Raw genomic sequence first — 6781 nt, forward strand, 5'->3', positions numbered from 1 at the left:
TCGCCGGCCGGACCGCTTCGGCGCGTTCGCGGCGCTGCCGCTGCAGGACCCGGACGCCGCCGCGCGCGAACTGGCGCGGACGGTGACCGAACTCGGTTTCAAGGGCGCGCTCGTCAACGGCTTTTCGCAGATCGGCCACGCCGACAGCGCGACCTATTACGACCTGCCGCAATACCGGCCGTTCTGGGCCGAGGTCGCGCGGCTCGACGTGCCGTTCTACCTGCACCCGCGCAATCCGTTGCCGAGCCAGCAACTGGCGATCGAAGGCCATCCGTGGCTGATGGGGCCGGCGTGGGAGTTTTCACGCGAAACGGGGGTGCATGCGCTGCGCCTGATCGGCAGCGGCCTGTTCGACGAACACCCGAACCTGACCGTGATCCTCGGCCACCTCGGCGAGCTCGCGCTGCACAACATCTGGCGCACGTCGCACTGGGCATCCCCGAACGGCAAGAACCCGATGGGCGTGAAGGCGAAGCGATCCTTCATCGATACGTTCCGTGCGCATTTCTACGTCACGACGAGCGGCAATTTCCGCACGATCGCGATGCGCAACGCGATCGACGAGATCGGCAGCGACCGCGTGCTGTTCTCGGCCGACTATCCGTTCGAATCGATGGAGGAGGCGAGCGCATGGTTCGACGCTGCCGAGATCGGTGACAACGACCGGGAGAAGATCGGGCGCGACAACGCGAAGCGATTGTTCAAGCTGGACTGAGCGGAGCGGGCGCCGCCGGTTCGTCGGAGCAATCCGGCGATGTGCGGCGGCGCTCGGCGCTCGGTTCGGCAGTATCGAATGGAATTCGCAGTACGAATGAATGATTGAAGTTGATCGGAACGATCGGCAACGGCCGCGGCAGACGGGCGTGTCGTATCGTCCGCCGCGCCCGATACGCGATGCACGGCTCCGGCGCAGGCCGCCCGGCCCGTCACGATAAAACGAAGGAGACACCCCCTTGCAACCCACCCCCGCATTCGACGTGCAGCGCTGGATCGACGCGCTGCCGTTTTCACGTTTCCAGCTGGCGATTGCCTTGCAGTGTTTCGCCGTGGTCGCGCTCGACGGGCTCGACACCGCGCTGATCGGCTTCGTCGTGCCCGCGCTGCGTAGCGACTGGCATGCCGGCACGACCGGCATCACGTTGCTGCTCGCGTCCGGGCTGGTCGGCCTCGCGGTCGGCGCGTTCTTCGCGGGGCCGCTCGGCGACCGGCTCGGACGCAAGCGCCTGCTGGTCGGGTCGGTCCTGTCATTCGGCCTGTTCAGCACGCTGTGCGCGGTCGCGCCTGAGATTCATTCGCTGACGGTGCTGCGTCTTCTCACCGGTGTCGGTCTTGGCGCGGCGATGCCGAATGCGATCGCGATGACGTCCGAGTACAGCCCGCGCGCGCGCCGTGCGCTGGTCGTCACGACGATGTTCTGCGGCTTCACGTTCGGCTCCGCGGCGGCGGGGTTCATTGCCGCGCACGTGATTCCGCGTTACGGCTGGCATGCGATGTTCGTCATCGGCGGCGTGCTGCCGATCGCGCTCGGGATCGTGATGCTCGCCGCGCTGCCCGAATCGATCCGCTTCCTGATCCATCGGCGCGCACCGGCCGCGCAGGTCGCGGCCGTGCTGCGCCGCATGTCGCCCGATGCGCCGGACGATGTGCAACGCTTCGTCGCGGACGAGCCGGCGAGCGTCGCGGCGCGCTCGCCCGTGTCGCAACTGTTCGCGCGGCCGCTGCGGTTCGGCACGCTCGCGCTGTGGTGTGCATTCTGGATGAACCTGCTGATCGTCTATCTCGTCACCAACTGGCTGCCGAGCCTGTTTCGCGAAGCGGGCTTCGATCTCGCGCAGGCAGCGATCGTCACCGCGATGTTCCAGCTGGGCGGCACGGTCGGCGCGATCCTGCTCGGGCGTGCGATGGACCGCTTCAACGCATACGCGGTGCTGGTGGCCGCCTATCTCGTCGGCGCGCTATGCGTGTTCCTCGTCGCGTGGCGCTACGACGACCTGCCGTCGCTGTGCATCGGCATCTTCGGGGTCGGTTTCGGTGTCGCCGGCTCGCAAACCGGGGCGAATGCGCTCGCAGCCGATTTCTATCCGACCGGCAGCCGCGTGACGGGCGTGAGCTGGGCGCTCGGCGTCGGCCGGCTCGGCGCGATCGCGGGCTCGTTCGTCGGCGCGCTGGTGATGGCGAGCGCGATGGGGTTGTCGGGTGTCTTCATGCTGTTGATCGTGCCGATCGTCTGTGCCGCCGTCGCGATCGGTGCGATGGGGCTGCGTTACGCGCGTGCCGGCGGCTATGCGAAAGCCGTCGAATAAGCGCGAGCGCATTCCCTACACAACGAGGAGACCCCGATGCAGATGTCGGTAAGCCGCCGCCGCGCGGCCATGATTTTCGCGATATTGAGTGCAGCGGCCGCAAGCGCGGCCCATGCACAGAGCAGCGTGACGCTGTACGGCAGCCTGGATGCCGGCGTCGCGTATGTGAACAACCGGGCGGGTGGCCCGCAAGCCGCGATGCTGCAGGGCGTGATGCAGCCCGACCGCATCGGCTTCCTCGGCAGCGAGGAGCTGGGGGCAGGCTGGCGCGCGGTGTTCCGGCTCGAGAACGGCTTCGCGACCAACACCGGCGCACTGATGCGCAGCGGCACGCTGTTCAACCGGCAGGCGTACGTCGGGCTGTCGTCGGAGCGCGCCGGCACGATCACGCTCGGCCAGCAGACCGCGTTCAACTACGACTGGCTCGCGCCGATGGGCAACGGCTTTCAGTCGTCGAACCTGCTCGCGGCCCACCCGGGAAACCTCGACGGGCTGGTCGAGACGACGTCGGCGCAGGAGAGCAACGTCGTGAAGTACCGATCGCCCGCGCTGTACGGGTTGAGGGTCGGGCTGCTGCTCGGGTTCGGCGGCGTGCCCGGCAATTTCTCGAGCGGACGCATCGCGGGAGCGGGCATCGATTACGTGAACGGATCGTTCGGGCTCGCCGCCGCGTACGTGAACGAGCACGACCGCGCGCTCGGCCCGATGCTCGGCGATACGACCGCGGGCCTCGGCCTGTCGACGTTCCAGGGGCGTCCGGCGCTGTCGTATGTGGCGGACAAGGTCGAGAACGCGGGCATCGGTGCGCGCTACGACTGGGGCACCGTGAGACTGCACGCGCTGTACACCTACGTGAGGCTGAAGGCCGGCGCGCAGACGGATTCGTATCGCACGTTCGATGCGGGCGCCACGTGGCAGGTCATGCCGGCCAATGCCGTGGGCGGCGGGATGTCGACGACGTCGTTCATCGGCCACCGCTATCTGTCGGCTTCGCTCGGGGACGTATATGCGTTGTCGAAGCGCACGCAGGTCTACCTGCATGCGGTTGCGCAGCAGGCGACGGGGAGCGCGGCGGCGCGCGCCGCGATCTTCGCGGTCGGTGCATCGGGCACGCAGCGGCAACTCGCGATCGTGGCCGGGATTCATCATCTGTTTTGAGCGGGTGGTGGTGCGTCACTCGGCCGTGTCACGGGCACGGTGCCGGCAAGCAAGCAGACACTGTTCGTCGAGGGTGCGGCGCGGTGTCCTACAAGCTCGGAGAAGTTTCGTTCTCGTCAAATTGACCGCGCTTTTGCTCGTCACTAAATTGGGCGGCTCGGCGTTCGCTCCGGGTTTCGTGAGCAGAACGTTGCAATGCAATCAGCGTGTGCGGGCAGCCGGTGCTGCCCGCTTTTTATGTCACTGCGACGCCGGTCCGGCGCCGGGCTGATGTCGGCGCAGTCGAGTGGGCGGCAAGCAGGCACCGAACGATTGCGGGTCGGCAGCACATCGAGGAGGCAACAGCATGACCCGACGCAAGGTTGTCGTTGCATCGCCAGTCGCGACGCAAACGCTGCTGGGTGACATCCGGGCATTGATCGAAGCGGCACGGCAGCGTACTGCCTCGGCGGTGAACAGTGAGTTGACGATGCTCTACTGGCGCATCGGTCAACTCGTTCACACCCAGATTCTGGCGGGCAAACGGGCCGACTACGGTGAGGAAGTGCTGCCGACCCTGGCGGCGCAATTGACGAAGGATTATGGCGGCAGTTTTGCCGTGAAAAATTTGCGCCGCATGGTGCAGTTTGCTGCGACCTTTCCGGACGAACGGATTGTCGTATCGCTGATACGACAATTGAGCTGGACACACTTTGTTGCGTTGGTCCCGCTCAAAGACCCGCGTCAGCGTGACTACTACGCGCAGATGGCCAGCGTGGAGCGCTGGAGCGTCAGGACGCTGCGCGAGCGTATCGACTCGATGTTGTATGAGCGTACTGCACTCTCCCGGAAGCCGGATGAATTGATCGCGGAGGAACTGGCAACGATGCGGGATGCACAACGTATGTCGCCCAGCCTGATCATGCGCGATCCCTATATTCTCGATTTCCTTGGTCTGCGCGACACCTGGCAGGAAGGCGACCTGGAGACCGCGATCATTCGCGAAATGGAGTCCTTTCTGCTGGAGCTTGGCGCAGGCTTCACTTTCGTCGCCCGGCAGAAGCGCATCCAGATCGACGACGAGGATTTCCACCTTGATCTGCTGTTCTACAACCGGAAGCTGCGGCGGCTGGTTGCGGTCGAGTTGAAAGTCGGCGAGTTCAAGGCCGCGTACAAGGGGCAGATGGAACTGTATCTGCGTTGGCTCGACAGGCACGAGCGAGAGGCGGATGAAGCACCACCTCTTGGAATCATCCTCTGCACCGGCAAGAAATCAGAGCAGATCGAACTGCTGGAACTGGATAGGTCCGGTATCCACGTTGCAGAGTACCTGACGGCATTGCCGCCGCGAGCGGTGCTGACGGAGCGACTGCAACAAGCGATGCAACGGGCACGGTTGCAGATCCGGCCACGCCATGCGGCACGGAGCACGTCCTGACGCGTTCCGTGCCTTCGTTGTCACCCCCGCCGCGCCACCAGCTCCGACACCGTCTGTGCGGCCTGCTGCAGCGGCCCGAGAAACTCCTTCACCATCTGCTTCGCGGTATGCCGCTGCGCGTTGCCGCTGATGTTCATCGCCGCGATGATCTGTCCACGGCGGTTGCGGATCGGCGCTGACAACGACATCAGGCCCACTTCTAGCTCCTGGTCGACCACGGCCCAGCCCTGCTGGCGCACCTGCGCGATCGCCGCCTTCAGTTCGCCGAGGTCGGTGATCGTGCGCGGCGTATGCGCGCGGATGCCGCTTTGCGCGAGCGTTTCGTCGAGCGCGGCGTCGTCGAGCGCGGACAGCAGCACGCGGCCCATCGACGTGCAGTACGCGGGCAGCCGGCTGCCGATCGACAGGTTGATCGTCATGATCTTGCGGGTCGGCACGCGCAACACGTAGACGATCTCGGTGCGGTCGAGCACGGCCGCCGAGCAGCTTTCGTGGATCTGCGCGGACAGTTGCTCCATCACGGGATCGGCGAGATTCCAGAACGGCATCGACGTGAGGTACGCGAAGCCGAGTTCGAGGATCTTCGGCGTGAGCCGGAACAGCCGGCCGTCAGCCTCGACGTAGCCGAGCGTCTGCAGCGTGAGCAGGATCCGGCGCGCGCCCGCGCGCGTGAGCCCGGTGGCCGAGGCGACCTCGGTGAGCGTCTGCTCCGGACGGGCCGCGTCGAACGCGCGGATCACCGCGAGGCCGCGTGCGAACGACTGGACATAGGAGTCGCCGGGTTTCGTCTGAGTGTCTTCGGTTGTCATGAGCGATGGGAATATCGTGCAGCCGAGAAGATAGCGCATGGGGCCTGACACGCCAACCGCCCGGCGGACCGGGCGCTTGACAGGTCGTCCCCGCACTCCCTATGATGCGTTGAACGTTCGATACACGATCTTATGTTCGTATATAGAACATTTAAGCGCATCCCGGCGGGCAATGCAAGGGGGGCGCCCTGTTCATTCCCCAGCCTGTCCTGGGACCGGAGACACTGATGACCGAAGCTTTTCTGTGTGATGCGATCCGTACGCCGATCGGGCGTTACGGCGGTGCACTGTCCGGCGTGCGCGCCGACGATCTGGGCGCGGTGCCGCTCAAGGCGCTCGTCGAGCGCAACCGCGACGTCGACTGGACGGCGATCGACGACGTGATCTACGGCTGTGCAAACCAGGCCGGCGAGGACAACCGCAACGTCGCGCGCATGTCGGCGCTGCTCGCGGGGCTGCCGCAGGGTGTACCGGGTTCGACGATCAACCGCCTGTGCGGTTCCGGGATGGATGCGGTCGGCGTGGCCGCCCGTGCGATCAAGTCAGGCGAGGCCGCGCTGATGGTCGCGGGCGGCGTCGAGAGCATGACGCGCGCGCCGTTCGTGATGGGCAAGGCCGCGAGCGCGTTCGCGCGCCAGGCCGACATCTACGATACGACGATCGGCTGGCGCTTCGTCAATCCGCTGATGAAACAGCTGCACGGCGTCGATTCGATGCCGGAGACGGCTGAGAACGTCGCGGTCGACTACAACATCAGCCGTGCCGACCAGGATCTGTTCGCGCTGCGCAGCCAGCAAAAGGCCGCGCGTGCGCAGCAGGACGGCACGCTCGCCGAGGAAATCGTCGCGGTCACGATTCCGCAGAAGAAGGGCGATCCGGTGATCGTGTCGCGCGACGAGCATCCGCGCGAGACGTCGCTCGAAACGCTGGCGAAGCTGAAGGGCGTCGTGCGCCCGGACGGCTCGGTGACGGCCGGCAATGCGTCGGGCGTCAACGACGGCGCCGCCGCGTTGCTGCTCGCGAACGAGGAAACCGCGAAGCGCTTCGGCCTGACGCCGCGCGCACGCGTGCTCGGGATCGCGACGGCCGGCGTC

At 66.1% G+C, this 6781-nt stretch carries 6 protein-coding genes; 5 read left to right on the forward strand and 1 reads right to left on the reverse strand.

Annotation, left to right across the window (positions count from 1 at the left end; translation table 11 throughout):
- From G3N99_RS31880 to G3N99_RS31895, 4 genes are all read left to right on the forward strand, one after another.
- Window positions 1–715, forward strand: a 715-nt coding sequence (locus G3N99_RS31880) for an amidohydrolase family protein (RefSeq protein WP_206124368.1), incomplete at its 5' end; no start/stop codon positions are given.
- Window positions 716–953: 238 nt separating this feature from the next.
- A complete protein-coding gene (locus tag G3N99_RS31885; protein WP_206124369.1) occupies window positions 954–2303 on the forward strand; it encodes an aromatic acid/H+ symport family MFS transporter in 1350 nt (449 codons plus the stop codon).
- Between the two features lie 36 nt (window positions 2304–2339).
- The gene (locus tag G3N99_RS31890) at window positions 2340–3461 is read left to right on the forward strand and encodes a porin (RefSeq protein WP_241011958.1); all 1122 of its coding nucleotides are present in this window, start codon (window positions 2340–2342) and stop codon (window positions 3459–3461) included.
- A 346-nt stretch (window positions 3462–3807) separates the two neighbouring features.
- Window positions 3808–4878 carry a PDDEXK nuclease domain-containing protein gene (locus G3N99_RS31895; RefSeq protein ID WP_206124370.1) on the forward strand — a complete coding sequence of 357 codons (1071 nt, stop codon included), beginning with the start codon at window positions 3808–3810 and terminating at the stop codon, window positions 4876–4878.
- A gap of 20 nt (window positions 4879–4898) precedes the next feature.
- Here G3N99_RS31895 and G3N99_RS31900 read toward each other — a convergent pair whose 3' ends face one another.
- Window positions 4899–5687: an IclR family transcriptional regulator gene (locus tag G3N99_RS31900; protein ID WP_043180969.1), complete on the reverse strand. Its 789-nt coding sequence runs from the start codon at window positions 5685–5687 to the stop codon at window positions 4899–4901.
- 227 nt (window positions 5688–5914) lie between these two features.
- Between G3N99_RS31900 and G3N99_RS31905 the strand changes: the two genes are divergently transcribed.
- Window positions 5915–6781 (forward strand): acetyl-CoA C-acyltransferase (locus G3N99_RS31905; RefSeq protein ID WP_206124371.1); only part of this gene is annotated, 867 nt, incomplete at its 3' end.

This window comes from Burkholderia sp. Ac-20392, from assembly GCF_017104585.1.
GTDB lineage: Bacteria > Pseudomonadota > Gammaproteobacteria > Burkholderiales > Burkholderiaceae > Burkholderia > Burkholderia lata.